Source organism: Duganella sp. SG902, from assembly GCF_013376005.1.
Classification (GTDB): Bacteria; Pseudomonadota; Gammaproteobacteria; order Burkholderiales; family Burkholderiaceae_D; genus Rugamonas.
The window spans coordinates 638199-660891 of the sequence record NZ_JABMJK010000001.1 but is presented as its reverse complement, the minus strand read 5'-3'; the positions used below and the strand labels follow the sequence as shown (position 1 = coordinate 660891).

At 61.1% G+C, this 22693-nt stretch carries 27 protein-coding genes; 18 read left to right on the top strand and 9 right to left on the bottom strand.

The genetic code is table 11. The annotated features are described in order from the left end of the window. Window positions 1-42: 42 nt before the first annotated feature. Genes FHW83_RS02950 through FHW83_RS02935 form a run of 4 tightly spaced genes read right to left on the bottom strand, consistent with a single transcriptional unit; the run spans window position 43 to window position 2221 of the window. A complete protein-coding gene (locus tag FHW83_RS02950) occupies window positions 43-543 on the bottom strand; it encodes an RDD family protein (RefSeq protein ID WP_176644834.1) in 501 nt (166 codons plus the stop codon). Then, entirely contained in the window at window positions 533-1195 is a 663-nt protein-coding gene (locus FHW83_RS02945; protein WP_373997157.1) for a DUF3106 domain-containing protein, read from the bottom strand. The genes FHW83_RS02950 and FHW83_RS02945 overlap by 11 nt, the downstream gene beginning before the upstream one ends. A 46-nt stretch (window positions 1196-1241) precedes the next feature. Then, on the bottom strand, window positions 1242-1655 hold the full coding sequence (locus FHW83_RS02940; RefSeq protein ID WP_176644832.1) for a DUF3619 family protein: 414 nt from the start codon (window positions 1653-1655) through the stop codon (window positions 1242-1244). After that, entirely contained in the window at window positions 1652-2221 is a 570-nt protein-coding gene (locus FHW83_RS02935; RefSeq protein ID WP_176644831.1) for an RNA polymerase sigma factor, read from the bottom strand. The genes FHW83_RS02940 and FHW83_RS02935 overlap by 4 nt, the downstream gene beginning before the upstream one ends. A gap of 445 nt (window positions 2222-2666) precedes the next feature. Between FHW83_RS02935 and FHW83_RS02930 the strand changes: the two genes are divergently transcribed. The 3 genes from FHW83_RS02930 to ilvC are packed head-to-tail and all read left to right on the top strand — an operon-like array spanning window position 2667 to window position 5967. Then, a complete protein-coding gene (locus tag FHW83_RS02930) occupies window positions 2667-4397 on the top strand; it encodes an acetolactate synthase 3 catalytic subunit (RefSeq protein WP_176644830.1) in 1731 nt (576 codons plus the stop codon). 1 nt (window position 4398) lies between these two features. Continuing rightward, a complete protein-coding gene (ilvN, locus tag FHW83_RS02925; protein ID WP_155467747.1) occupies window positions 4399-4890 on the top strand; it encodes an acetolactate synthase small subunit in 492 nt (163 codons plus the stop codon). Window positions 4891-4950: 60 nt separating this feature from the next. Then, window positions 4951-5967 carry a ketol-acid reductoisomerase gene (gene ilvC / locus FHW83_RS02920; protein ID WP_176644829.1) on the top strand — a complete coding sequence of 339 codons (1017 nt, stop codon included), beginning with the start codon at window positions 4951-4953 and terminating at the stop codon, window positions 5965-5967. Between the two features lie 45 nt (window positions 5968-6012). Here the strand turns inward: ilvC and FHW83_RS02915 are convergent, their stop codons facing one another. Then, the gene (locus FHW83_RS02915; RefSeq protein WP_176644828.1) at window positions 6013-6261 is read right to left on the bottom strand and encodes a hypothetical protein; all 249 of its coding nucleotides are present in this window, start codon (window positions 6259-6261) and stop codon (window positions 6013-6015) included. Window positions 6262-6553: 292 nt separating this feature from the next. Between FHW83_RS02915 and FHW83_RS02910 the strand changes: the two genes are divergently transcribed. From FHW83_RS02910 to FHW83_RS02875, 8 genes are all read left to right on the top strand, one after another. After that, the gene (locus tag FHW83_RS02910) at window positions 6554-7318 is read left to right on the top strand and encodes an SIMPL domain-containing protein (RefSeq protein ID WP_176644827.1); all 765 of its coding nucleotides are present in this window, start codon (window positions 6554-6556) and stop codon (window positions 7316-7318) included. A 62-nt stretch (window positions 7319-7380) separates the two neighbouring features. After that, entirely contained in the window at window positions 7381-8127 is a 747-nt protein-coding gene (locus FHW83_RS02905; RefSeq protein ID WP_176644826.1) for an SIMPL domain-containing protein, read from the top strand. Between the two features lie 55 nt (window positions 8128-8182). After that, window positions 8183-9061, top strand: coding sequence for a CDP-diacylglycerol--serine O-phosphatidyltransferase (gene pssA, locus FHW83_RS02900; protein WP_176644825.1), 879 nt, complete (start codon window positions 8183-8185; stop codon window positions 9059-9061). Between the two features lie 56 nt (window positions 9062-9117). Beyond that, on the top strand, window positions 9118-10665 hold the full coding sequence (locus FHW83_RS02895) for a 2-isopropylmalate synthase (RefSeq protein WP_176644824.1): 1548 nt from the start codon (window positions 9118-9120) through the stop codon (window positions 10663-10665). After that, entirely contained in the window at window positions 10662-11585 is a 924-nt protein-coding gene (locus tag FHW83_RS02890) for a sugar kinase (protein WP_176644823.1), read from the top strand. Before FHW83_RS02895 ends, FHW83_RS02890 begins: the two co-directional genes overlap by 4 nt. A gap of 70 nt (window positions 11586-11655) precedes the next feature. Next, window positions 11656-11961 (top strand): NIPSNAP family protein, encoded by a 306-nt coding sequence (locus tag FHW83_RS02885; protein ID WP_176644822.1) that lies wholly within the window; start codon window positions 11656-11658, stop codon window positions 11959-11961. Beyond that, window positions 11958-12332, top strand: a complete 375-nt coding sequence (locus FHW83_RS02880) for an antibiotic biosynthesis monooxygenase (RefSeq protein WP_176644821.1) — start codon at window positions 11958-11960, stop codon at window positions 12330-12332. The genes FHW83_RS02885 and FHW83_RS02880 overlap by 4 nt, the downstream gene beginning before the upstream one ends. After that, entirely contained in the window at window positions 12329-13009 is a 681-nt protein-coding gene (locus tag FHW83_RS02875) for a winged helix-turn-helix domain-containing protein (protein ID WP_176644820.1), read from the top strand. The genes FHW83_RS02880 and FHW83_RS02875 overlap by 4 nt, the downstream gene beginning before the upstream one ends. Here FHW83_RS02875 and FHW83_RS02870 read toward each other — a convergent pair. Both FHW83_RS02870 and bamE read right to left on the bottom strand, forming a co-directional pair. Beyond that, complete coding sequence (locus tag FHW83_RS02870) at window positions 12993-13793, bottom strand: hypothetical protein (RefSeq protein ID WP_176644819.1); 801 nt, start codon at window positions 13791-13793, stop codon at window positions 12993-12995. The two genes, FHW83_RS02875 and FHW83_RS02870, sit on opposite strands and share 17 nt — an antisense overlap. A gap of 140 nt (window positions 13794-13933) precedes the next feature. After that, the gene (gene bamE, locus FHW83_RS02865) at window positions 13934-14419 is read right to left on the bottom strand and encodes an outer membrane protein assembly factor BamE (RefSeq protein WP_176644818.1); all 486 of its coding nucleotides are present in this window, start codon (window positions 14417-14419) and stop codon (window positions 13934-13936) included. 137 nt (window positions 14420-14556) lie between these two features. Between bamE and rpsO the strand changes: the two genes are divergently transcribed. Continuing rightward, window positions 14557-14826, top strand: coding sequence for a 30S ribosomal protein S15 (gene rpsO / locus FHW83_RS02860; protein ID WP_155467775.1), 270 nt, complete (start codon window positions 14557-14559; stop codon window positions 14824-14826). 178 nt (window positions 14827-15004) lie between these two features. Next, window positions 15005-17134 (top strand): polyribonucleotide nucleotidyltransferase, encoded by a 2130-nt coding sequence (pnp, locus tag FHW83_RS02855; RefSeq protein ID WP_176644817.1) that lies wholly within the window; start codon window positions 15005-15007, stop codon window positions 17132-17134. Window positions 17135-17202: 68 nt separating this feature from the next. On the opposite strand, the gene FHW83_RS02850 is transcribed toward pnp, so the two are convergent. Both FHW83_RS02850 and FHW83_RS02845 read right to left on the bottom strand, forming a co-directional pair. Continuing rightward, window positions 17203-18216 (bottom strand): non-reducing end alpha-L-arabinofuranosidase family hydrolase, encoded by a 1014-nt coding sequence (locus FHW83_RS02850; protein ID WP_218105926.1) that lies wholly within the window; start codon window positions 18214-18216, stop codon window positions 17203-17205. Window positions 18217-18388: 172 nt separating this feature from the next. Further along, window positions 18389-19372 (bottom strand): integron integrase, encoded by a 984-nt coding sequence (locus tag FHW83_RS02845; protein WP_176644816.1) that lies wholly within the window; start codon window positions 19370-19372, stop codon window positions 18389-18391. Window positions 19373-20173: 801 nt separating this feature from the next. Between FHW83_RS02845 and FHW83_RS02840 the strand changes: the two genes are divergently transcribed. The 5 genes from FHW83_RS02840 to FHW83_RS02820 all read left to right on the top strand — a co-directional run bounded on the left by FHW83_RS02840 (window position 20174) and on the right by FHW83_RS02820 (window position 22373). Then, the gene (locus FHW83_RS02840) at window positions 20174-20560 is read left to right on the top strand and encodes a pentapeptide repeat-containing protein (protein ID WP_176644815.1); all 387 of its coding nucleotides are present in this window, start codon (window positions 20174-20176) and stop codon (window positions 20558-20560) included. Between the two features lie 89 nt (window positions 20561-20649). Further along, on the top strand, window positions 20650-20994 hold the full coding sequence (locus FHW83_RS02835; RefSeq protein WP_176644814.1) for a hypothetical protein: 345 nt from the start codon (window positions 20650-20652) through the stop codon (window positions 20992-20994). 94 nt (window positions 20995-21088) lie between these two features. After that, window positions 21089-21343, top strand: coding sequence for a hypothetical protein (locus tag FHW83_RS02830; protein WP_176644813.1), 255 nt, complete (start codon window positions 21089-21091; stop codon window positions 21341-21343). A gap of 70 nt (window positions 21344-21413) precedes the next feature. Next, window positions 21414-21785, top strand: coding sequence for a hypothetical protein (locus FHW83_RS02825; protein ID WP_176644812.1), 372 nt, complete (start codon window positions 21414-21416; stop codon window positions 21783-21785). Window positions 21786-21863: 78 nt separating this feature from the next. Then, window positions 21864-22373 (top strand): hypothetical protein, encoded by a 510-nt coding sequence (locus FHW83_RS02820; RefSeq protein ID WP_176644811.1) that lies wholly within the window; start codon window positions 21864-21866, stop codon window positions 22371-22373. Window positions 22374-22693: the final 320 nt, after the last annotated feature.

The window sequence follows — 22693 nt, the reverse complement described above, 5'->3', positions numbered from 1 at the left end:
TCATGACAGAAAAGCATATTCTGCCATGAAAGATTGCGAAAATTACACTTTCTTTTTCTTTTCCGGCGGCGGCAGCTGGACCATGCGGGTGCCGGCCAGTTTGTCGTGCAGGAATTGGCGGTCCTTGTCGAAAAAGGCGGTCAGCGACCACAACAGGATGCCGGCGAAAATGGCGCCCAGCGCCTGCCAGCGGTGCAGGTCGAGCACCAGCGCCACGATCAGCGCCGGCAAAATCCACATCCAGCTCAGCAGATAGCGCAGCGCCGCCGCCCGCGTGGAGACGGCGTTGCCGTTTTTGCACAGCAGCTTCATGCGCCAGGTCTTCATCGCCAGCGTCTGGCCGTCGCGGCTCCACTGGTGGATGAAATAGCAGCCCAGCACCACGAAGGCCAGCGCCTGGCGCATGTGCTCGACCAGCGGCGTGTGGCTGGCGCGGGTGACAAACTCAAAAACCAGAAACGGCAGGAACAGCACCGCGAAGCCGAGCAGGGATTCATACACCATCGAAATCAGACGGCGCTTGATGGTCGGGTTATTTGACATCGGCAGGGGCGGGCGGCGCTGGTGGGGTAGGGCCGGTCGGCACCGGCGTCACATTGGATGCATTGGGCAGCGGCACGTTCGGATCGGCCGGCGGCACGACGGGCGGGACCACCGGCGTCGCCACGCCGGGCGAACTGGTCGGCGCGGCCGGCTTGATCGGCGCCACGGTGGCGGCCTTGGCTTGGGCCGGCGTCGGCAGGTTGGCCACCTGCTTCTTGGTGGCCGGCTTGGCGGCCAGTTCCTTCTTCTGCTCGTCCGACAGTAATTGGTAGGATTCCCAGGACATCGACTTTTGTTCCGGATTCAGCTTTTGCGCGCGGGCATAGTTCTGGCGCACCTGGCGGCGTTCCTCCGGCGTCATGCGCACCCATTCGCGCATGCGCTCCTGGACGCGGGCCTGCTCATCCGGCTTCATCTTGTTATAGCGGTTGACGATGCCCAGCCATTTTTGCTTGCGCACCGGCTCGATCTCGTCCCACTCGCCGGCGAGCGGCTCCAGCGCCCGCTGTTGGGAGGGCGACAAGTCTTTCCACAGGACTTTTTCCGGCGCGGCGGCCTTGCCCTTGACGGCGGCCACCGGGGCTTTTACCAGTTCCGGCGCATCCGGCTGACTGGCGATCCATGCCACGCCCGCCGCTGCTACCGCTACCACCGCTGCTCCTGCGCCCAGTTTGGCGCGACCGCTCCATGCCATGCCGTTACTCGCTTTGCGACAGATAAGCGTTGAAGCCGTGGTCCAGGTAGGCGTTCAGCGGCAGCTCGTCGGACAACACCGCGGCGTCGATCTCGGCCAGATCGGCAATGCGTTCCTGCTGCTCGTACTGGTAGATGCCCACCATGCCGATCACCAGGGCCAGCGCCGGCACCACCATGCTGACCCGGCCCAGCCAGGAAAACTGCGAGAAGAAGCCGCTGATGCCGCCGCCGGCGACGGCCAGCTCGGCCTTGGTGACGCGCACGGAGAGCGGCTGCTCCACATGGGCTTTCTTGCGCGCGAGCGCCATCTTGCGCGCCTGGGCCAGGCGGTCTGTGGTCGAAGCGGGCAGCTCGTCCAGCTTTTCATTGAGCGCGTGGCGCACTTTGTAAGCGAAATTCAGATCGTCGGTGTTCATAATTTAATTCCCTTGGCTTGCAGCGCCTCGGCCAGCGCGTGAGTTGCTCGTGAGCAATGCGTTTTGACGCTGCCTTCCGAGCAGCCCATTGCCTCGGCCGTTTCGGCCACATCCATATCCTGCCAGTAACGCATGAGGAAGGCTTCGCGTTGACGCGCGGGCAGTTTTTGTACCTCGGCTTCGATGATGGCCAGCATTTGCTGGCGTTCGAACTTGTCGGCGCCCGACTCGGCCGCCTCGGTGCCGGCCTCGGCGGCATACGATTCGAGTATATCAAAGTCCTCATGCTCGTCGCCCGAGGGGCCCATGCCCGAAAACAGGCTGACCCAGGTGTTGCGCACCTTTTCGCGGCGGAAATAGTCGAGGATGGTGGTTTGCAGGATGCGCTGGAACAGCATCGGCAGCTCGGCGGCCGGCTTGTCGCCGTATTTTTCGGCGAGCTTGATCATCGCGTCCTGCACGATATCGAGAGCGGATTCGTCCTTGCGTACTGCGTAGACGGCTTGCTTGAAGGCCCGGCGTTCGACGTTTTCGAGGAAGTCGGATAATTCTTTGTCTGTGGCCATGCGTCGGGATGTTTTGAACTGTGGCGCATGCTAGCAAAAAACCTCCTGTTTTGCATGGTTTTACGTCAAAAACCATCAATTTCCAAATTATCCCTTGCTGAAAAGGGCATGCCGGTGTTACCGTATGGGACGCTTTGAACAACCCCGAAGCTCTATGGTCTGGTCGCAGCAGGCACACAACGCCGCAATCGACACGACGCGCTTTCATTTAGTAGGCAGTTTGCTCTCGCCCACGCCACAAGCGTGAGAGGTATGCGACACCACTACGGAAAACCCGGCCAAACGAGAGTTTGCGCTAGCACCGCTTTGCACGTCACTACGGTTGGCGGAAGAGGCAGTGCGACCGCATAAATAAAGGGAAGCTGGGCAGAGCTGTAGCGGTATTCATACTTCGTCAGGACAGAGCATCCGATCAATCTCCTATGGACCTTGAAAGGAATGTTTCATGAATACCGAAGCATCTAGTTCACAACTTACGGGCGCAGAAATTGTCGTGCGCTGCCTGGCCGAAGAGGGCGTTGAACACGTCTTTGGCTATCCTGGCGGTGCCGTACTCTACATCTACGACGCCATCTTCAAGCAAGACAAATTCCAACACGTTCTGGTACGCCACGAGCAGGCCGCGATCCACGCCGCAGATGCTTACTCGCGCTCCTCGAACAAGGTCGGCGTTGCCCTCGTGACCTCCGGTCCGGGCGTGACCAATGCCGTGACTGGCCTGTCCACCGCCTACATGGATTCCATCCCCATGGTCGTGATCTCGGGCCAGGTGCCTAGCCACGCCATCGGCCAGGATGCCTTCCAGGAATGCGACACCGTCGGCATTACACGTCCTGTGGTCAAGCACAATTTCCTCGTCAAGGACGTCAAGGACTTGGCCGAGACCATCAAGAAAGCCTTCTTCATCGCCCGCACCGGCCGTCCAGGCCCTGTGCTGGTCGATATTCCGAAGGACATCTCGATGCACAAAACGACCTTCTCGTACCCGAAAGAGGTCGAGATGCGCTCGTACAAACCGGTCGACAAAGGCCACTCCGGCCAGATCCGCAAGGCAGTCCAGCTGCTGCTGCAAGCCGAACGCCCGATGATCTACACCGGCGGCGGCGTGATCCTGGCCAATGCCTCGCCGGAACTGAACAAACTGGTCGACAAGCTGGGCTTCCCGGTCACCAACACGCTGATGGGCCTGGGTGCCTACCGCGCCAGCGACGACAAGTTCGTCGGCATGCCGGGCATGCACGGCACCTACGAAGCCAACATGGCGATGCAGAACTGCGACGTGCTGATCGCCATCGGCGCGCGCTTCGACGACCGCGTGATCGGCAACCCGAAACACTTCGCGACCAACCCGCGCAAGATCATCCACGTCGACATCGACCCATCGTCGATCTCCAAGCGTGTGAAAGTGGATATTCCGATCGTCGGCAACGTCAAGGACGTGCTGATCGAATTCCTGGCCCAGCTGGACGCGGCGGACGCCAAGCCGAACGCCCCTGCGCTGAGCAACTGGTGGAAGCAGATCAACGAATGGCGCGGCAAGGATTGCCTGAAGTACGCCTCGTCCGACCTGGTCATCAAGCCGCAAGCCGTGGTGGAAAAACTGTGGGAAGTGACCAAGGGCGACGCCTTCATCACCTCCGACGTCGGCCAGCACCAGATGTGGGCCGCGCAGTACTACGGCTTCGACAAGCCCAAGCGCTGGGTCAACTCGGGCGGCCTGGGCACCATGGGTGTCGGCCTGCCGTACGCCATGGGCGTGCAGATGGCCAATCCGGACGCCACCGTTGCCTGCATCACCGGCGAAGGCTCGATCCAGATGTGCATCCAGGAACTGGCGACCTGCAAACAGTACCACCTGACGCCGAAGATCATCATGCTGAACAACCGCTTCCTGGGCATGGTGCGCCAATGGCAGCAGATCGACTACGGCTCGCGCTACTCCGAGTCCTACATGGACTCGCTGCCGAACTTCGAGAAGCTGGCCGAGGCCTATGGCCACGTCGGCATGCGCATTGAAAAGCCGGGCGACGTCGACGGCGCGCTGCGCGACGCCTTCGCCATGAAAGACAAGCTGGTCTTCATGAACTTCATTACCGACCAAGGAGAAAACGTCTGGCCGATGGTGAAAGCCGGCAAGGGTCTCTCTGAAATGCTGCTGGGTTCGGAGGATCTCTAACATGCGACACATTATTTCTGTCTTGCTGGAAAACGAAGCCGGCGCGCTGTCGCGCGTGGTAGGCCTGTTCTCGGCCCGTGGCTACAACATCGAAACGCTGACCGTGGCGCCGACCGAGGACCCAACCCTGTCGCGCATGACCATCGTCACCACCGGTTCGGACGACATCATCGAACAGATCACCAAGCACCTGAACCGCCTGATCGAGGTGGTGAAAGTGGTGGACCTGACCGAAGGCCAGCACATCGAGCGCGAGCTGATGCTGATCAAAGTGCGCGCGGTGGGCAAGGAACGCGAGGAAATGAAGCGCACCGCCGACATCTTCCGCGGCCGCATCATCGACGTCACCGAGAAAAGCTACACGATTGAACTGACCGGCGCCAAGAGCAAGCTCGACGCGTTTATCGATTCGATCGACCGCGCCTCCATCCTGGAGACGGTCCGCACCGGCGGTTCCGGCATCGGACGCGGCGAACGCATCCTCAAAGTTTAAGCACAGCTTACCCGGCTTCGTGCACTGAGTACCTCACAATCAAAATACATAGGAATTATCATGAAAGTTTTCTACGACAAAGACGCTGACCTCTCCCTGATCAAAGGCAAAAACGTTGCCATCATCGGTTACGGTTCGCAAGGCCACGCGCACGCACAAAACCTGAGCGATTCGGGCGTCAACGTCACCGTCGGCCTGCGCAAAGGCGGCTCGTCCTGGAACAAGGTGGAAAAAGCCGGCCTGAAAGTGGCGGAAGTGAACGACGCCGTGAAAGCCGCCGACGTCATCATGATCCTGCTGCCGGACGAGAACATCGCCCAGGTGTACAACGAAAACGTCGCCCCGAACGCCAAGCAAGGCGCGGTGCTGGCCTTCGCGCACGGCTTCAACGTGCACTACGGCCAGGTTCAGCCACGCGCCGACCTGGACGTGATCATGGTCGCGCCTAAGGCCCCGGGCCACACCGTGCGCGCCACCTACACCCAGGGTGGCGGCGTGCCGCACCTGATCGCCGTGTACCAGGACAAATCCGGTATCGCCCGTGACATCGCCCTGTCGTACGCATCGGCCAACGGCGGCGGCCGTGCCGGCATCATCGAAACCAACTTCCGCGAAGAAACCGAGACCGACCTGTTCGGCGAACAAGCGGTGCTGTGCGGTGGCGCGGTCGAGCTGATCAAGGCCGGCTTCGAAACCCTGGTGGAAGCCGGCTACGCGCCGGAGATGGCCTACTTCGAGTGCCTGCACGAACTGAAACTGATCGTCGACCTGATCTACGAAGGCGGCATCGCCAACATGAACTACTCGATCTCGAACAACGCCGAATACGGCGAGTACGTGACCGGCCCGCGCGTGGTGACCGCGCAGACCAAGGAAGCGATGCGTCAGTGCCTGAAGGACATCCAGACCGGTGAATACGCGAAATCGTTCATCCTGGAAAACAAGGCCGGCGCCCCGACCCTGATCTCGCGCCGCCGCCTGACCGCCGAGCACCAGATCGAAGAAGTCGGCGCCAAACTGCGCGCCATGATGCCTTGGATCGCCAAAAACAAAATGGTTGACCAGTCGAAGAACTAAACGGTTCCTTCCTCACGCAAAAAAAGCCGGCTTGTGCCGGCTTTTTTATTTCTGGAACTGATAAGCGAGAATACAGAGCAGGATCAGGCAAACGATGCCGAAGACCATGGTGAAGGCGCCGGAAATGACGACCTTGTCTTCGCTGCGGGTATAGAAGACGGTAGAGCTATAGATGGCTTCCTTCGGCGTCTCCGCCCGGGCGCGGCCCAGCGAGACGATAGGAATGACGAAGCGGCCCACGCCGTAGAACACGACCTCGAACAGCAGCGGCATAAAAAATTCCAGGATCGCCATCGTCAGCCTCCATGATGAGGTCGCATGATAGCAAGCTCCCCACCGCCATCAATTAGCCTATCCTTAATTCGGGGTCAGCTCTGACATTCGGACAGCTAACGCTACCCTTTGATCTAGCTCAATACGCCAAAGTAGCCCAATTCGCGTATTGAGCTATATCAAAGAACAGGTGCGGTTGTCCGAATGTCAGAGCTCACCCCGAATCTGTTACATATGGTCACTATGTCTTACAGGTATGTTTTGTAAATTCAGGTAGAGTTCGGCTTGTCGTAACTTTAACTTTGGAGCCCGTATGACTATCTTGAGAAACTTCGCCGCCGTTGCCGCCATCACGTCGATCGCGCTGGCCGCGCACGCCGCTCCGACTGAATCGCTGCCGACCACCGGTACGCTGGTGGTGGTGCCGGCCTATGGCGAAGTCAAACACGCCAACGATCAGGCCGTCGTCACCCTCGCCATTGAAGAGCAGGACAAGGACAAGGCCGCCGCCGCTTCCCGCGTCAACGCGAAGATGAAGCAGGGCCAGGAGATCGTCAAGAAGGAAGATCCGCAAGCCAGCCTGAAAACCCAAGGCTATTACACCTATCCGGTCTATCCGGAGGAGCGCGTGCTGCCCAACGGCCAGCCAGTCAAGCAGCGCCTGCCGACCGCCTGGCGCGTCGGCCAGTACCTGGAGGTGACCACCACCAATCTCGATAAGCTGCCGAAAACCGTGGCCGCCGCCCAGAAGATCCTGACGCTGAACGGCATTAACTTTGGCCTCACGCCTGAAACCACCAAAAAACTCGACGATCAGCGCATCGCCGCCACCTACAAGAACCTGAACGAGCGCATCGGCTTCATCGCCACCGCCATGGGCCGCAAGGTGAGCGACGCCGTGCTCGATACGGTCGATTTCGAAGGTTCCGGCAATTACACCGAGGCGCGCCCAGCCGCCGAGCCGCTGATGATGCGCGTCGCCAAAGCCCCCAGCAGCGCGGACGTGGCCGAGCCGAGCTTCGAGCCGGGAGAGACCACGCTGCAGATGCAACTGGTCGGCAAAATCCGCTTCAAGTAAGTCCCACCCCGGCGCCAGTGTTTGAGGTAAAGTTTGTTTTTATCTCAACACTGGAGCCCGCCATGAAATATCTTGCCGCTGCCGCCCTGGCAGCCTGCGTTTTCTCCGCCCAGGCGCAATCGCTGTCGACCGCCGGCACGCTGGTGGTGGTGCCGGCGTTCGGCGAGGTCAAGCGCGCCAACGATCAGGCCACCGCCACCTTCTCGGTGGAGGAGGTCGACAAGGACAAGGCCGCCGCCGCCTCGCGCGTCAACACCAAGATGAAGCAGGGCCAGGAGATCCTCAAAAAGGCCGATCCCCAAGCCAGCCTGAAAACCCAGAATTACTACACCTACCCGGTCTATCAGGAGGAGCCGCCGCTGCAGCCGGGCCAGCAACGCAAGCCACGCGTGCCGACCGCCTGGCGCGTGGGTCAGTCGCTGCAGGTGGTGACCTCCAACCTCGACAGCCTGCCCAGGACCGTCGCCGCCGCCCAGTCCATCCTCAGCCTGAATTATCTCCACTTCGGCCTGACGCCGGAAACCACGCGCCAGCTGGAAGATCAGCGTATTGCCGCTACTTACCTGAACTTGAATGAGCGCATCACTTCGATCGCCAAGGCCATGGGCCGCAAGGTCAGCGACGCGGTGCTCGATACGGTGGACTTCGAGGGCTCGGGCAATTACGCCAACCGGGTGGAAGTGGGCGGAGCGCGCATGGCGGCGATGGCCGCCGCGCCGGCGCCACCTCCGCCCGTGGCCGAGCCGAGTTTCGAGCCCGGCGAGACCACGCTGTCGATGCGGCTGGTGGGCAAGGTGCGCTTCAAGTAAGCGACCGGCTCCTCTATAATGAGGGCGCAAACCAGATAACCAGAAACGGACCATTATGCCCAACTTCCCCCGCCGCCGCGCCAAGAACAGCGCGGCCCAAGCCAAGCTGCCCAAGACGTCGCGCTTCAGCCGTTTTGCACGCCGCGCCCGCGGGGAGGATCTGGACCGGCCGCGCCATCGCGGCATTTATCTGCTGCCGAACGCCTTCACCACGGCCGCGCTGTTCTGCGGCTTCTACGCCATCGTCATGGCGATGAACCAGAAGTTCGAGCACGCCGCCTGGGCTATCTTCATCGCCATGGTGCTCGATGGCCTGGACGGCCGCGTGGCGCGCCTGACCAACACGCAGAGCGAATTCGGCGCGCAGTACGATTCGCTGTCGGACATGGTGTCCTTCGGCGCCGCGCCGGCGCTGGTGATGTACGAGTGGTCGCTGCGCGGCCTGGGCAAGCTCGGTTGGATCGCCGCCTTTGTGTATTGTGCCGGCGCCGCGCTGCGTCTGGCGCGCTTCAATACCAACATCGAGGTGGTGGACAAGCGCTACTTCCAGGGCATGCCGTCGCCATCGGCCGCCGCGCTGATGGCCGGCTTCATTTTGATGATCCTCGATCTGGAGACCAATATCTCGGGACTGGAGATGGCCTGGGTCTCGTGGGGCATCGCCATCTTCGCCGGCCTGACCATGGTCAGCAACGTGCCGTTCTACAGTTTCAAGGATGTGAACTTCCGCAAGCCGGTGCCTTTCATCGGCGTGTTCCTGATCGCGCTTGGCCTGGCGCTGATCGCCATTAAACCGGCCGCCACGCTGTGGCCTCTGTTCGCGATCTACGGCCTGTCCGGCTACGTGGTCGCCGCATGGCGCGCGGCCAAGGGCAAGAAGGTCAGCCTGATCCAGACCGAGATGGACAGCGACGATCCGAGCGAACGTCATTAAGCACGGGGCGGCAGGCCCTGAGATTCAAGCAACGAAGCATCAGCCACGGAGCTATCATGAGCAACTCATCCAACCGCCTTATCATCTTCGACACCACGCTGCGCGACGGCGAGCAATCGCCGGGCGCTTCGATGACCAAGGACGAGAAGGTCCGCATCGCCAAGCAGCTGGAGCGCTTGCGCGTGGACGTCATCGAGGCCGGCTTCGCCGCCGCCTCGCCCGGCGATTTCGAATCGATCAAGGCGATTGCCACCGCGGTGCGCGAGTCGACCATTTGCTCGCTGTCGCGCGCCAATGACCGCGACATCGCCCGCGCCGCCGAAGCGCTGCTGCCGGCCGAGCGCAAACGCATCCACACCTTCATCGCCACTTCCAAACTGCACATGGAGGCCAAGCTGCGCATGCTGCCGGAGCAGGTGCTGGAGCAGGCGCGCAACGCGGTGCGCTTCGCCCGCCAGCATACCGACGATATCGAATTCAGCCCGGAAGACGGCAGCCGCTCGGATGAGGATTTCCTGTGCCGCGTGCTGGAAGGCGTGATCGCCGAAGGCGCCACCACCATCAACTTCCCCGACACGGTGGGCTACGCGGTGCCGGAGCTGTTCGGCGAAACCATCCGCCGCCTGCGCGAGCGCATTCCCAATTCCGACAAGGCGGTGTGGTCGGTGCACTGCCACAACGACCTTGGGCTGGCGGTGGCCAACTCGCTGGCCGGTGTGGTGATCGGCGGCGCGCGCCAGATCGAGTGCACCATCAACGGCCTGGGCGAACGCGCCGGCAATACCGCGCTGGAAGAGGTGGTGATGGCGCTGCGCACGCGCGGCGGCTACTACAATCTCGAATGCGGCATCGACACCACGCAGATCGTGGCGGCGTCCAAGATGGTGTCGCAGATTACCGGCTTCGCGGTGCAGCCGAACAAGGCGGTGGTGGGCGCGAACGCGTTCGCGCATGCTTCCGGCATCCACCAGGACGGCATGCTGAAGTCGCGCGAGACCTACGAGATCATGCGCGCGGAGGACGTGGGCTGGACCGCGACCAAGATCGTGCTGGGCAAGCTGTCCGGCCGCAACGCCTTCAAGCAGCGCCTGCAGGAACTGGGCATCGATCTGGAGTCGGAGGCCGAGGTCAACGCGGCCTTTGCCCGCTTCAAGGAACTGGCGGACCGCAAGGCCGATATCTTTGATGAGGACATCCTGGCGCTGGTATCGGACGAGCAGCAATCGCAGGAGAGCGAGTTCTATCGCTTCATCTCGCTGGAGCAGCGCTCGGCCAGCGGCGAGACGCCGACCGCGAAAATCGTGTTCAGCGTCGATGGCGAGGAACACGTCAGCGAAGGACGAGGCGACGGTCCGGTCGACGCGACCGTCAACGCCATCGAGGGCGAGGTGGGCAGCGGCGCGGAGCTGGTGCTGTTCTCGGTGAACGCCATCAGCACCGGCACGCAGTCGCAGGGCGAGGTGACGATGCGCTTGTCGAAGGAGGGCCGCATCGTCAACGGCGTGGGCGCGGACCCGGACATCATCGTGGCGTCGGCCAAGGCCTACCTGGCGGCGCTGAACAAACTGCATTCGAAGATCGAGCGAGTGAATCCACAACCATGAGTACAGATTTTGACGTTGTAGCGTTGGGCGAGGCGATGGTGGAGTTCAACCAGGCCAAGTCCAGCGAGCCTTTGTATCGCCAGGGTTTTGGCGGCGACACCTCCAACGCGGTGATCGCCGCCAGCCGCCAGGGCGCGCGCACCGCGTACCTGAGCCGCGTGGGCGAGGACCACTTCGGCCGCATGCTGCTGGAGCTGTGGCAGGCGGAAGGTGTGGACGTCGGCGGCGTGGCGCGCGACGCGCAGGCTCCCACCGGTTTGTACTTCGTGAATCACGGCCCAACGGGCCATTCGTTCAGCTATCTGCGCGCGGGTTCCGCGGCCAGCCGCATGCTGCCGCGGACCATGGATCTGAGCGCGGCACAACGCACCCGCTGGTTCCATGTATCCGGCATTTCGCAAGCCATTTCGGCCGGCGCCTGCGACACCGTGTTCGCGGCCATCGAGGCGGCGCGCGCGGCCGGCGCCAAGGTCAGTTACGATCCGAACCTGCGGTTGTCGTTGTGGCCTCTGGCGCGCGCACGCGCGGCGATTTGCGCCACCATCGGCATGACGGACTTGTTCCTCCCCAGCCTGGACGAAGCGGTCACGCTGGCCGGCACCGACGACGTGCCAGCCATCTTCGCCTGGGCGCGTGCGCAGGGCGCGCGGACGGTGGTGCTGAAGGCCGGTCCGGCCGGCGCATGGTACGCGGAGCAGGGCGCGGAGCCGCAATTGGCGGCCTCGCGCGCGGTGCAGGCGGTGGACGCCACCGGCGCCGGCGATTGCTTCGACGGTTCGCTGCTGGCGCGCCTGGCCGCCGGCGACACGCTGGCCGATGCGGTGCGCTACGCGAACGCCAGCGCGGGTTTGTCGACGCTGGGCCATGGCGCGGTGGCGCCGATCCCGACGGCGGCGCAAGTGCGGGCGGCGCTGGGCTGATACTTCGGTCCACGCCTAAGCGTTGGCGGTCCTGAATGGCTATTCTGGTGTTTTCAACAGGAGGCTTGCCATGACCATCACTTGCTTTATCCGTTATGAGATCGACCCGTTCCAGCGCGAGGCGTTTCGCCGCTATGCGGAGAATTGGGGTCGCATCATTCCGCGCCTGGGCGGGCGCTTGCTGGGCTACTTCCTGCCGCTGGAAGGCACCAACTACGAGGCCTGGGGACTGGTGGGCTTCGACTCGCTGGCCGAATACGAGGCCTACCGCGCGCGCCTGCGGGCGGACAGCGAGGCGAAGGATAATTTCGCCTTCGCCCAGCAGCAGCGTTTCATCCTGCGCGAGGAGCGCACTTTTACAGAGGCCGTGTCATGATCGCCGTGATTTTCGAAGTGGTGCCCAGCGCGGACGGCCGGGCCGAGTATCTGGAGCGCGCCGCGCGGCTCGGGCCAATGCTGGCCAATGTGGATGGCTTCATCTCGGTGGAGCGCTTCACCAGCATCACCACGCCGGGCAAGATGCTGTCCCTGTCGTTCTGGCGCGATGAGGAAGCGGTGCAGGCGTGGCGGCGGCGGGAGGAGCATCGCGCGGCACAGGCGGCCGGGCGCGGCGGCGTGTTCGAAGGCTATCGCTTGCGCGTCGCCTCCGTCATCCGCGACTACGGCATGGACGGCCGCGCCCAAGCGCCCGCCGACGCATTGCCGATCGGCGCGAACGTAGCGGTCAAGCCGGCGGGCGCGTCGTGACCGCGGCGCAGCCGCGTTTTGCGCGCGTGGCGGCGGCGATAGGCGATCCGACGCGGGCGCTGATGCTGTCGCGCCTTCTCGATGGCCGCTTTTACACCGCCACCGAGCTCGCGCAACACGCCGGCGTGTCCGCGCCCACGGCATCGCAACATCTCAAGCTGTTGGTGGACGAGGGCCTGGCGCGCGTGCGCGCCCAGGGCCGCCATCGCTATTACATGCTCGCGGACGGCAACGTCGCCCACGCGCTGGAAGCCCTGTTGCGCGTGGCCGACGGCGCTCTGCCTGAAACCACGCGTTGGAAAGCGCCGGCTATGCGCGGCCTGCGCCACGCCCGCAGTTGTTACGGCCACCTGGCCGGTGTGCTGGGCGTCGACCTATGCCGCTGCTTCGTCGACAACGGCTGGGTCCAAGGCGATGCGCACGAATTTGTCCTGACCGCGGCGGGCACGCAACGCCTGCGCGAGCTGGGCGTGGTTATAAGCGAAAGCCCGCGCCAGCTATACGGCTGCGTCGACTGGTCCGAGCGGCGCGACCACTTCGCCGGCCCGCTGGCGGTCGCGCTGCTGGACAACTTCATCGAGCGCGGCTGGCTGCAACGCGGCGACGACACGCGCGCGCTGACGTTGTCGGCCAGCGGCAAGAAGGAGCTGGGCGCGCTGCTTAGAAGCGGAACTTGACGTAAGCCGCCGGACCGCTCAGGCGCACATTCAAATCGGTGTCGTCGCGGTCGCGCGTCAGGCTGATCCGGCTGGTGCTGTATTCAGCCACCACGCCCACCGCCGGCGTCGGATACCATTCCACGCCGATGGCGCCGCCGTAGATGTGGCCATGGATCTTGCCGCCGTTCTTCTTGATGCCGGAAGCGTCCGCATACACGCGCACATTGTCCGAGATGGCGTGGCGCCAGCCCAGCTCCACCAGCGGCGCATACGCATGCTCGCTTTCCGAGTACGCCGCGTTGCCGGCCACGCCGTTCAACACGCCGCTGGCCGTGCCGTCCACGCGGGCGCGATAGTAGGCCGCGCCGATGCCCACGCCGAACACGTCCTTGCCGCTGCCACTGCCTATCCACCATTTATAGGCGAGGTTGGCGAGATCGAGCCTGAGCTTGGCGTCCAGCTTGCCGTTGCCGGTCAGCGGCAGGCCGTTGATGTTGGTGCTGCCGCTCAGGCTGGGGCTGTAGGTTTTGTCGTAGCGGTAGTAGTCGAAGTCCAGACCCTGCGTGTCGCCCAGCAGCAGCTGTGCCTTCACGCGCGGCAGCGTGACGTGGTCGGTCTCGTAGGTGCCGGTGTCGATGCGGCCGTAGTTGGTTTCGCCGTTGTAGTTGATGCGCGGCTCGGTGTAGAACGCGCCGAGCGAAACGCTGGCGCGGTCCAGTGGGGCGGCCGGTTCGGCCCAGGCAAACGAGCTGGCGGCGCCCAGCGCAAGCGCGGCGGCGGTGTAGAAGGCGTGACGGGACATGAAGACTCCTTAGGTTGCAATGTTGATGAAATGATCATAGCAACCGCAACCTTCTTTCACCGTCGGCGCACGCCCGTCATTCGCGTGGGACTGCTCCTACTTGGCCGCTGGAGGCGCGGCGCCGGCGAGCCAGATCCATGTCAACGGCGCCGCACCTCGCGCTCCTCGTCCGGGCCGTTAACCATGGCCTGCACCACGCCCTGGCGGTTGAACTCCACCGACATCATGGAATTCCACACGTCCTGCTCCTTGTAGCGGTACAGCCAGACGTCGCCGTCGACGCTGGCGTAATGCGTGACCTGGGTGGGGCGGCCCAAGGTCCGCAGGACGGTTTCCTTGGTGTCCTTGCCCGGCTTCACCGTGGCGAATTTGGCGCTGGTCAGCACTTGCTCGTAGGAGCGCAGGCGGCCGTCCGGGCCCAGGCGCGCCATCCAGGTGTACTGGCCGAAGGGGCCGTAGGCGTATTCCAGCAGGGTGTCGTCGCCATCGGCGTAGACATTGGTGGGCTGGCCGAGCCGGGTCAGCACGGCCTCGCGGCTGTCGCCGGGCTGGGGCGGCGGCCGGCCGAACTGGGCGCAGGCGGCCAGCGACAGCGTCAAAATCGCCAGAATCAGGGCTTTTCTCATGATTTCCTCCCGAAAAAGGAGACACGCGGGACTTTTTTCCGCTATACTTCCGGGTCTGGTCTTTCCGACCGGGTTTTATTGTAAATCACGGTGAGCAGGGTTACGACTCCGCGCACCGCATGTTAAAGGTAAATATCATGACCGTAGAAAACATCAACAAAGCAGCGATCATCGCTGACAACGCCCGTGGCCAAAAAGATACCGGCTCGCCAGAAGTGCAAGTTGCCCTGCTGACCGCCCGCATCAACGAACTGAACGCCCACTTCAAAGAGCACACCAAGGATCACCACTCGCGTCGTGGCCTGATCAAGATGGTTAACCGTCGTAAGAGCTTGCTGTCCTACCTGAAAGACAAGGACGCGACCCGCTACCGCGACCTGATCGCCAAACTGGGCCTGCGTAAGTAATTTTTGCGCCGTCCGGCTTAAACAGAATGCCTGCGCCAGTTTGCTGTCGCGGGCATTTTGTCTTTCTAAGCATTAAAAAATTGCTAACTGGAATGTAGTAAAGGTGGCCATCCGGCCGCCTGTGGTGAGGTGAACGACAGCTCCTGAAAATCTGTCGGCAAATAGAAAGGGATTACCCATGTTTAATAAAGTTACGAAAACCTTCCAGTACGGTCAACACACCGTCACGCTGGAAACTGGCGAGATCGCTCGCCAGGCCTCCGGCGCGGTGATGGTGTCGATTGAAGACACCGTTGTGCTGGCCACCGTGGTGGCGCGTAAAGACGCGAAACCCGGCCAGGACTTCTTCCCGCTGACCGTCGACTACCTGGAGAAAACCTACGCCGCGGGCAAGATCCCTGGCGGTTTCTTCAAGCGTGAAGGTCGTCCTTCGGAAAAAGAAACGCTGACATCCCGCCTGATCGACCGTCCTATCCGTCCTCTGTTCCCAGAGGGCTACATGAACGAAGTGCAAGTGATCGTGCACGTGCTGTCGGTCAATCCAGAAATCGATCCGGACATCGCCTCGATGATCGGTGCCTCGGCCGCGCTGTGCGTGTCGGGCGTGCCGTTCAATGGTCCGATCGGCGCCGCCCGCGTGGGTTACGCCAACGGCCAGTACATCCTGAATCCTACCGTTGAACAACTGAAGACCTCGCAGATGGACCTGGTGGTTGCCGGTACCGAGACCGCCGTGCTGATGGTGGAATCGGAAGCGCAGCAGCTGTCGGAAGAAATCATGCTGGGCGCCGTGGTGTTTGGCCACGAGCAGATGAAAGTCGTGATCGACGCCATCCACGACCTGGTGCGCGACGGCGGCAAGCCCGAGCAGGAGTGGGTCGCCCCCGCCAAGAACGAAGCCCTGATCGCCCGCGTGGCCCACTTCGCCGAGGCGAAGATCCGCGACGCCTACCAGACCCGCGACAAGCAGGCGCGTACCGAGAAACTGCGCGCCATGTCGTCCGAGGTGCTGGCCGACCTGGGCGCGGAAGCGGCCGCCGCCGGCGCCGTCGCGCCTGATTCGGTGGAAGTTGGCAACATCCTGTTCGAGATGGAATCGAAAGTCGTGCGTTCGCAGATCCTCGAGGGCGAGCCGCGCATCGACGGCCGCGACACCCGCACCGTGCGTCCGATCTCGATCCGCACCTCGGTACTGCCGCGCACCCACGGCTCGGCCCTGTTCACCCGCGGCGAAACCCAGGCGCTGGTCGTGGCCACGCTGGGCACCGCCCGCGACTCGCAGAAGATCGACGCGCTGATGGGCGAGTACACCGACGACTTCATGCTCCACTACAACATGCCACCGTTCGCCACCGGCGAAACCGGCCGCGTCGGCACGCCGAAGCGCCGCGAAGTGGGCCACGGCCGCCTGGCCAAGCGCGCGCTGGTCGCCGCGCTGCCATCGCCGGACGAGTTCAGCTACTCCGTGCGCCTGGTGTCGGAAATCACCGAATCGAACGGTTCGTCGTCGATGGCCTCGGTCTGCGGCGGCTGCCTGGCGCTGATGGATGCCGGCGTGCCAATGAAAGAGCACGTGGCCGGCATCGCCATGGGCCTGATCAAGGAAGGCGGCAAGTTCGCCGTGCTGTCCGACATCCTGGGTGACGAAGACCACCTGGGCGACATGGACTTCAAAGTGGCCGGCACCCGCAACGGTATCACCGCGCTGCAGATGGACATCAAGATCCAGGGCATCACCAAGGAAATCATGCAAGTGGCGCTGGCGCAAGCCAAGGAAGGCCGCGAGCACATCCTGGGCGAAATGCAGAAGGCCGTGCCGAGCGTGAAGACCGAGCTGTCGGACTTCGCGCCGCGCCTGATCACCATCAAGATCAACCCGGAGAAAATCCGTGACGTGATCGGCAAGGGCGGCGCCGTGATCCGCGCGCTGACCGAAGAGACCGGCACCCAGATCGACATCAGCGACGAAGGCGTGGTCACCATCGCCTCCGTGGACGCCGCCGCCGGCCAGGAAGCCAAGCGCCGCATCGAAGAGCTGACCGCGTCGGTCGAAGTGGGCAAGTCCTACGACGGCACCGTGTTGAAGCTGCTGGACTTCGGCGCCATCGTGCAGGTCATGCCAGGCAAGGACGGCCTGCTGCACATCTCGCAGATCGCCAACGAGCGTGTGAACGCCGTGGCCGACTACCTGAAAGAAGGCCAGCAAGTGCGCGTCAAGGTTCTGGAAACCGATGACCGCGGCCGTCTGAAGCTGTCGATGAAAGCCGCCGCGGAAGAAGCCGCCGCCGCTGCCGCCAACGCGCAGTAAGCGTCAAGTAGTCCGCTGAAAAGCCCCCGCCAGCCTGAGCTCGCTCAGTGCCGGCGGGGGCTTTTTGTTTAGCGGCAGAGCGCGCTTACTGGATTGTCGCCCCGCGCCGTGATCAGGCCCAGGCGATAGGGGAGTTTGATGTAGTCGTCCACCCGCACCGCCGGGTCATTGCCCTGGTACAGATATTCCAGCTGCCGGCAGGGATCGATGGTCATGGTTTGATCGGCATTTGTCCGCACCATTTCGCCGTGCGAGATATCGTGCGACCACGACTGTTTGACGTTGTCGCGGCTGGCGAAAGCGTTCATGGGCGCCGAGGAGAACGGCTCCCACTTTCCGTCCAGGCTATCGCTCTTCCAGATGCGGAAGTAGCGTCCTTTCGGTGACACGGCCTCCACCAGCGTGATGTAGGTATGCGTGCCCGCGATCCTGTAGGTATTGCTCGCCTCGAACAGGTCCTCCGTCTTTTCGGTCATGACAGCGACCGTGTTATGGAAGCCATGCGGGAACTGGCGAATGTCGGTTTCGGACCGCAGCAAACGTCCGTGGTCATCGGTATTGAACAGATAGCATTTCTTGTCGTCGCAGATCACCCAGAAATCCAGCCAGCCTTGACCTTGCGGTGGCTTGATGATGTCGGGGGCGACGGAAAAGAATGGCTTCGGCGCGCTCCAGGAGGTTGGATCGCCGATATTGTCAGAGGTGGAATAGAGCGGATCGCCACCTTGGTAAATGAGATACCATTTTTTTTGCGGAGCAAAATAAAACACCTGCGGCGCGGCGCGATAACCGGGCCCGATCGGGGATTTGTCCAGCGGGACGATTTTCGCGGACGAGGCGTCCGACCACTTGTCAAAGCTGGTGTACGCGAGCCCCCAGCCGGCAGAGCCGGCGGTCGTCATGAATACATGATATTTGCCGTCTACGTAGACGATCGAAGGATCTTTGACGCCATAGATGGTCTGGCTTGGAATGGGTTGAGGCGAGATGAGCGGCGCGCTCGATGTCCAGTTGAATACCGCCTGCGCGGTGTCGGTTGCGGCCGCATTGATGCTACCACAGCCTGTCAGGGCTGCCATCATGGTTGCCCCGAGAATGCAATTTATGACTTTCATGAATGTCCCCGTTTATTGAGCAGATTGGCATCCGAGGATCCGGGTCTTGCCAAACCGGCTGCGAGGCATTCTGCGGTGTGACCGCGTCGCGCTGCAATTACAAAAACAATCAAAGCGCAAAATGAAATTGAATACGCAGTCAATCCGACGGGCGTAACGCTTGATCCAGCGGGCTGACCACGCCTTGACCGCCGCGATTCAGGACGTGGGTGTAAATCATCGTGGTGCCGACATCCTTGTGGCCGAGCAGCTCCTGCACCGTGCGGATATCGTAGCCCGCTTGCAGCAGATGAGTGGCGAAAGAATGTCGCAGGGTGTGAGGCGTGGCCGGCTTATTGATCAGCGTGTCACGCGTGGCCTGTTTCATGGCGCGCTGAATGGCTTTCTCGTCAGCGTGATGGCGGCGGATGGCGCCGGAGCGCGGATCGGCCGAGCGGTGCTTGGACGGGAAAACATACTGCCAGCCCCACTCCTTGTTCGCATTCGGATACTTGCGCGCCAGTGCGTAAGGGAGCCACGTTTCGCCAAAGCCTTCCGCCAAGTCCCGCTGGTGCAGTAGCTGAACACGGCTGATGTGTTCGCGCAATGGCGCCACCAAAGTTTGCGGGAGCATTGTTACTCTGTCTTCGCCGCCTTTGCCTTCGCGGATGATGATCTCACTGCGCATGAACTCAATATCTTTTACACGCAGCCGCAGGCATTCCATGATCCGCATCCCCGTTCCATACAGGAGGCGAAGTATCAAGCCATTGGTGCCGCTGGTGCTGCGCAACAGCCGCTGTACTTCGTCCTTGGTCAGCACCACAGGAAGGCGTTGCGATGACTTGGCTGTCACGATCTCATCCAGCCAGGGAAGCTCGGTTTCCAGCACCTCCTTGTACAAAAAGAGTAGGGCCGCCTTCGCCTGATTCTGGGTAGATGGCGCAACGCCGGCGGCGACGGCCAGATGTGTGAGGAATTGCGTTACCTCTGCGGCCCCCATGCTGGCAGGATGACGCTTGCCTTGGAAGATAATAAAGCGACGGATCCAGCCGATGTAACTTTGCTCGGTGCGGATGCTGTAGTGCTTCAGGCGAATACGCTCGCGTACCTGTTCGAGTAGTCTGGGTTTGGATGTAGTCATGGCTACCCCGCAGGTGGATTTGCCCTAAGTCATTAGGGTGTGCTAAATTGGCATAATGTATTGATAATATTGGTTCCTTTGCGCTGGATTCTGCGAAACTTCAAGCTTCGGGCGGGGAGATTTGCGACAAATAGGGGGCCTATTTTTTGTTGGCGTGTGGTCGGAGTTGGTCTGCGAGCTGCAACGCAGGGCTTGGCGCCTGGGCCGCTGGCGAACCGAGCATCGCGTTTTCGGTCACGTTTTGGCCCGTGCTGTTTTGCGGGTAGTGGTGGCGGTCGGCGTTTTGTCCGTGGTGACGCGCGTTGCGCGAGCTATGGTCATCGCCTGGTCCGTTGCGGTATTTGGTGCTGTGGTGTCGGTTTGCGTTGGGTTCGTGGTCCGCACGCGCCAACAGCAAGTTCAAGCGGACTGGCCGGACACTGGCAGGTTCTTTTTAATTTACGAGCGGCCAGCCGCTTAACACCACGTTGGCGTGTGGTTGTCGCTGGTCTGCGAGCTGCAACGCAGGGCTTGGCGCCAGGGCCTGTGGCGAATCAGGCGGTGCGGCTTCGGTAATGTTTTGGCCCGTGGTGAGTTGCGGGCAGTGGTGATGGTCGGCGTTTTGTCCGTGGTGACGCGCGGTGCGCGAACTTCGGTCAGCGTCTTGTCCCTTGCTGCATTTGGTGCTGTGGCAGCGGCATACCGCGAGTTCGTGGTGTGTCACCGCCAACAGTTCGTTCAACCGGACTGCCCACCCGCTGCGCGGTTGGGTTCCCTCCGTGCTCCGCACTCCGGCAGCCGGTTATCGTAACGTTGGGCCGCATGAATACACCATCGATCTCTGTTAATCCGCCTGAGACGCTTGCCGAACTTCTTCAGCGTTATTCTGCTGGAGAACGTAATTTTCCTGGCACCGATCTGAGCGACGTTGATCTGTCCGGCGTTATGTTAGACGGAGCATCCTTTGAAAAGCATTCTTGGTTCTTCAATTCCAGCTTTGTCGGTGCTAGCCTCCGTGGAGTGAATTTCGCTGAATGCAACGTCAAATGCGCAAATTTTCGGGGCGCCGACCTTACGGGGGCATCGTTCGAACTAGCCGCTATCGAGTCCGTTGAGCTCGTGGGCGCAAAACTCGAGAACGCCCGTTTTAAAGGCGCGTCCTTTTATGGTTGTACAATTGAAGGCGAAAATGAGCTCCCGCCAATTTAAGCGCCCATCGCCCAACCATGCAGTCAACTGGACTGCCTCCACGCTGCGCGTTCCGGCAGCCAGTTACTTGTCACGTTAGGCTACTGACCATGGGAATGTGCGCCGAGATCATTGCGATCGGTCCTTTTTCGACGAGGGTTGCTGAGTTTCTCGATTATCGGAGCGATCTGTATGCAGCGACTGCGGAAGGCTCAATGATTTCTCGTCGCCTGTTTGGCATCTCTGAAGGTTCATCGCTAAGTCGTGAGTTCGCTGAACTCTTAGGGATCAAAGACCCTTGGGACTTCAATCAGCATAAAATTGAAAATGAAAAAATTAACTTTGCGGGCCTGAAGAATTTCGGTGAGGTCTACGACCACTACGCTGACGATGTCGTCGCATTAGAGGTGCTTGCGGATTCCGGGTTCGAGCTGCACTTTCGGCCAGAGGGCTAACCATGAAAATCTCGAATCTGCCTAACCATTTGATCAACCGGACGGCTTACGCGCTGCGCGCTCCAGCCGCCGGTTATCGCACACGTTAGGTCATATGGAACTGCGAGTACTTGGGAACTTGACTGAAGAAGGGCTTGAGGTCGTTGAACGACAAGGGCGATTCTTTGTTCGCTACGACGCTGGTTCACATCAAACTGCGTGGCGCGAGGATCAAATTTCAAATGATGAACTTGTTTTACTTAAGCAGGGCGGTGCTGCTGAAGCTACAGCAATCATTGGACTGCAGCGCCGTATTCGCGTTGCTGGTGAAGATCCAAATATTCAAAACTGGAGCCCTCCAGATGCCTAACTTCATACTCAACCGGACGGCTTACGCGCTGCGCGCTCCAGCCGCCGGTTATCGCACACGTTAGCGAGAAATGCTCAAGAACTTGGCGGATCTATTTGATTATCTCGACGCGAACCTTGCGGCTTCGGTCAGGGAGGAAATCGCGGCGTTGCCGAAGCAACGATTGATCGACATGCACTTTGGCTTAAATGCGCACATTCGATCTCTTGCGTTTTATCGCAACGATTCCCCTGAAGGGAAGTCCTACTTTTCCGAGCTCGGTAGCGCCGACGAAGCCAGCGGCGTCTTGGGTGACATGTATAGCCTTCATGTTCGTGGTGAGAAGATAACCGAGGAGTTCGTTTCGAATGCTATTGAGCGGCACGGCATTCTTTATACCGAGTTAGAGCAACAGTCCAAAGCTAAGGAGCTAGTGGAAAGCTATGAACGCTTTGTGTGCTAACCATCGGTTCCAGCGGACGCCTGCCGGCGCCGCTGAACAATTACGTTGGGCATCCGTCCCTCTATCTTGGGCAACTAAATGAAGTCTTTGACTAGTTTTATCTTGATCGTTTCTGCGGTATGTACCGGCCAAGCGGCGGAAGCTCAAACATCCGGACTTATTGGACGATGGGAACACCGCTTTCCTGGGGATAGCGAGGGCGATATTATAGTCCTTCGGCTCGAGCATGATGTGATAAAAGGGGACTACATGGGCCTTGAGCGAGAAGGCGAACATGGGCTGTATTACTCTGCGACGGAGATAAAAGACCTTGAGGCCGTAAACGGTGAAATTCGGTTTATCGTCCCATCGCGGAATTTTTTTGTGAAACGCCCTAAGAACCCGGCACAAGCTAATGCCTGGGCAAAGAATCCCTCCGGTGGCAGCAATGAAAAGCTCGAATTTCAGGGACATTTAGTCAACGGCAAACTCGAACTAGCATGCAGCAGCAAATTTGGTGGCTGTCCCGACACGCACATGGCGTTTCTGAGGCGTGCTAAGCCCAACAGCAAGTTCCAGCGGATGCCTACTGGCGCCGCTGAACAATAACGTTGGGCGGCTCGAGCATAGATGATGGTTAAGAAGACAGAAAAAGATGAGTTTCAGCGACTTCTCGACTATTACAAGTACACCTTGCATGAGCTCCCCGCTGGCGTGCTTTACGGGGCAAATGGTGCAAGCCTGAAGGAGTGTGCGGACTTGATGAAGGGAACCTATGAGCTGGAAGAGCTAGCTGTAATCGTTGGGAGCGACATTTCTGAGTTTCTTTCGGTTTGTCGGTGGCATTCCGCTGATCGCAAGCAGCTCGTACTTTGCATGGACTACGCGAGGTATCTCCCAATCCAAGCTGTGCCGATATATTCAAGCGG

What these genes read in the sequence shown, in the direction of transcription:
- bamE (WP_176644818.1), bottom strand. Translation starts at nt 14,419, where the DNA reads ATGAGAAAAGCCCTGATTCTGGCGATTTTGACGCTGTCGCTGGCCGCC.
- FHW83_RS02880 (WP_176644821.1), top strand. Translation starts at nt 11,958, where the DNA reads ATGATCGCCGTGATTTTCGAAGTGGTGCCCAGCGCGGACGGCCGGGCC.
- FHW83_RS02850 (WP_218105926.1), bottom strand. Translation starts at nt 18,216, where the DNA reads ATGATGGCAGCCCTGACAGGCTGTGGTAGCATCAATGCGGCCGCAACC.
- ilvC (WP_176644829.1), top strand. Translation starts at nt 4,951, where the DNA reads ATGAAAGTTTTCTACGACAAAGACGCTGACCTCTCCCTGATCAAAGGC.
- FHW83_RS02895 (WP_176644824.1), top strand. Translation starts at nt 9,118, where the DNA reads ATGAGCAACTCATCCAACCGCCTTATCATCTTCGACACCACGCTGCGC.
- FHW83_RS02910 (WP_176644827.1), top strand. Translation starts at nt 6,554, where the DNA reads ATGACTATCTTGAGAAACTTCGCCGCCGTTGCCGCCATCACGTCGATC.
- FHW83_RS02835 (WP_176644814.1), top strand. Translation starts at nt 20,650, where the DNA reads ATGGGAATGTGCGCCGAGATCATTGCGATCGGTCCTTTTTCGACGAGG.
- FHW83_RS02940 (WP_176644832.1), bottom strand. Translation starts at nt 1,655, where the DNA reads ATGAACACCGACGATCTGAATTTCGCTTACAAAGTGCGCCACGCGCTC.
- FHW83_RS02935 (WP_176644831.1), bottom strand. Translation starts at nt 2,221, where the DNA reads ATGGCCACAGACAAAGAATTATCCGACTTCCTCGAAAACGTCGAACGC.
- FHW83_RS02905 (WP_176644826.1), top strand. Translation starts at nt 7,381, where the DNA reads ATGAAATATCTTGCCGCTGCCGCCCTGGCAGCCTGCGTTTTCTCCGCC.
- FHW83_RS02890 (WP_176644823.1), top strand. Translation starts at nt 10,662, where the DNA reads ATGAGTACAGATTTTGACGTTGTAGCGTTGGGCGAGGCGATGGTGGAG.
- pnp (WP_176644817.1), top strand. Translation starts at nt 15,005, where the DNA reads ATGTTTAATAAAGTTACGAAAACCTTCCAGTACGGTCAACACACCGTC.
- FHW83_RS02915 (WP_176644828.1), bottom strand. Translation starts at nt 6,261, where the DNA reads ATGGCGATCCTGGAATTTTTTATGCCGCTGCTGTTCGAGGTCGTGTTC.
- FHW83_RS02825 (WP_176644812.1), top strand. Translation starts at nt 21,414, where the DNA reads ATGCTCAAGAACTTGGCGGATCTATTTGATTATCTCGACGCGAACCTT.
- FHW83_RS02950 (WP_176644834.1), bottom strand. Translation starts at nt 543, where the DNA reads ATGTCAAATAACCCGACCATCAAGCGCCGTCTGATTTCGATGGTGTAT.
- FHW83_RS02820 (WP_176644811.1), top strand. Translation starts at nt 21,864, where the DNA reads ATGAAGTCTTTGACTAGTTTTATCTTGATCGTTTCTGCGGTATGTACC.
- FHW83_RS02840 (WP_176644815.1), top strand. Translation starts at nt 20,174, where the DNA reads ATGAATACACCATCGATCTCTGTTAATCCGCCTGAGACGCTTGCCGAA.
- FHW83_RS02885 (WP_176644822.1), top strand. Translation starts at nt 11,656, where the DNA reads ATGACCATCACTTGCTTTATCCGTTATGAGATCGACCCGTTCCAGCGC.
- FHW83_RS02845 (WP_176644816.1), bottom strand. Translation starts at nt 19,372, where the DNA reads ATGACTACATCCAAACCCAGACTACTCGAACAGGTACGCGAGCGTATT.
- FHW83_RS02930 (WP_176644830.1), top strand. Translation starts at nt 2,667, where the DNA reads ATGAATACCGAAGCATCTAGTTCACAACTTACGGGCGCAGAAATTGTC.
- rpsO (WP_155467775.1), top strand. Translation starts at nt 14,557, where the DNA reads ATGACCGTAGAAAACATCAACAAAGCAGCGATCATCGCTGACAACGCC.
- FHW83_RS02830 (WP_176644813.1), top strand. Translation starts at nt 21,089, where the DNA reads ATGGAACTGCGAGTACTTGGGAACTTGACTGAAGAAGGGCTTGAGGTC.
- pssA (WP_176644825.1), top strand. Translation starts at nt 8,183, where the DNA reads ATGCCCAACTTCCCCCGCCGCCGCGCCAAGAACAGCGCGGCCCAAGCC.
- FHW83_RS02870 (WP_176644819.1), bottom strand. Translation starts at nt 13,793, where the DNA reads ATGTCCCGTCACGCCTTCTACACCGCCGCCGCGCTTGCGCTGGGCGCC.
- ilvN (WP_155467747.1), top strand. Translation starts at nt 4,399, where the DNA reads ATGCGACACATTATTTCTGTCTTGCTGGAAAACGAAGCCGGCGCGCTG.